This is a genomic window from Methylobacterium sp. WL9 (assembly GCF_008040035.1).
In the GTDB taxonomy this organism is placed as follows: domain Bacteria; phylum Pseudomonadota; class Alphaproteobacteria; order Rhizobiales; family Beijerinckiaceae; genus Methylobacterium; species Methylobacterium thuringiense.
Genome location: NZ_VRVE01000205.1, coordinates 1 through 595, shown reverse-complemented (window position 1 = coordinate 595; position 595 = coordinate 1). Strand labels below are relative to the sequence as shown.

Annotated in this window: 1 protein-coding gene; it reads right to left on the bottom strand. The window is 66.4% G+C overall.

What is annotated here, in order from left to right; translation table 11 throughout:
- Positions 1 to 595: DUF6551 family protein (locus tag FV217_RS22515; protein WP_187272686.1), on the bottom strand; the 595-nt coding region annotated here is incomplete at both ends.

Sequence of the window (595 nt, the reverse complement as noted above, 5' to 3'; positions counted from 1 at the left end):
CCTCTCTCCATTCTGGTCTGTTTTTGAGGACCTCGCAGAGGGCCTTGATCATGCGTGCGGAGAGCATTCCGGGTTCGTTGTTGGCGGTCTGTGTGACGCATTGCAGGGCGGTGATGAGGGTGTCTGCGCCGTAATGCTGGTGGCATCGGACGATGGCGCCGACGGCCATGGTCTGTCCGGCCTTCTGCTTGTCGACGGGGACGGGGTAGCGCAGCAGTTCGACCTCGGCGCAGGCGCAGACCTTGGCGATTTCGACGGCGCGGGGTTCGTTGGCGATGACGCCTGCGGCGTGCAGGGCCATGCGGGACATCGGTGTGGTGTCGCCGTTGATGGCCTTGAAGGCGGCGGCCTGTTCCTCGTGGTCTGCGATGACGACCTGGCAGGGGACGGTCTCGAAGCCGACGAGGGCGGCGGCGGTGGTGCGGTGCTGTCCGTCGATGATGGCGAACTTGCCGCCTTCGACGGGGGAGACGACGACGGGGGCGAAGAAGCGCCAGTTGAACTCGCGGGCGATGCGGTCGACGTTGCTGCGGCCGCGTCCGCAGATCGGGCGCTGGTAGCTCGGATCGACCACCAGCGTCGCGATCTGCAGCCA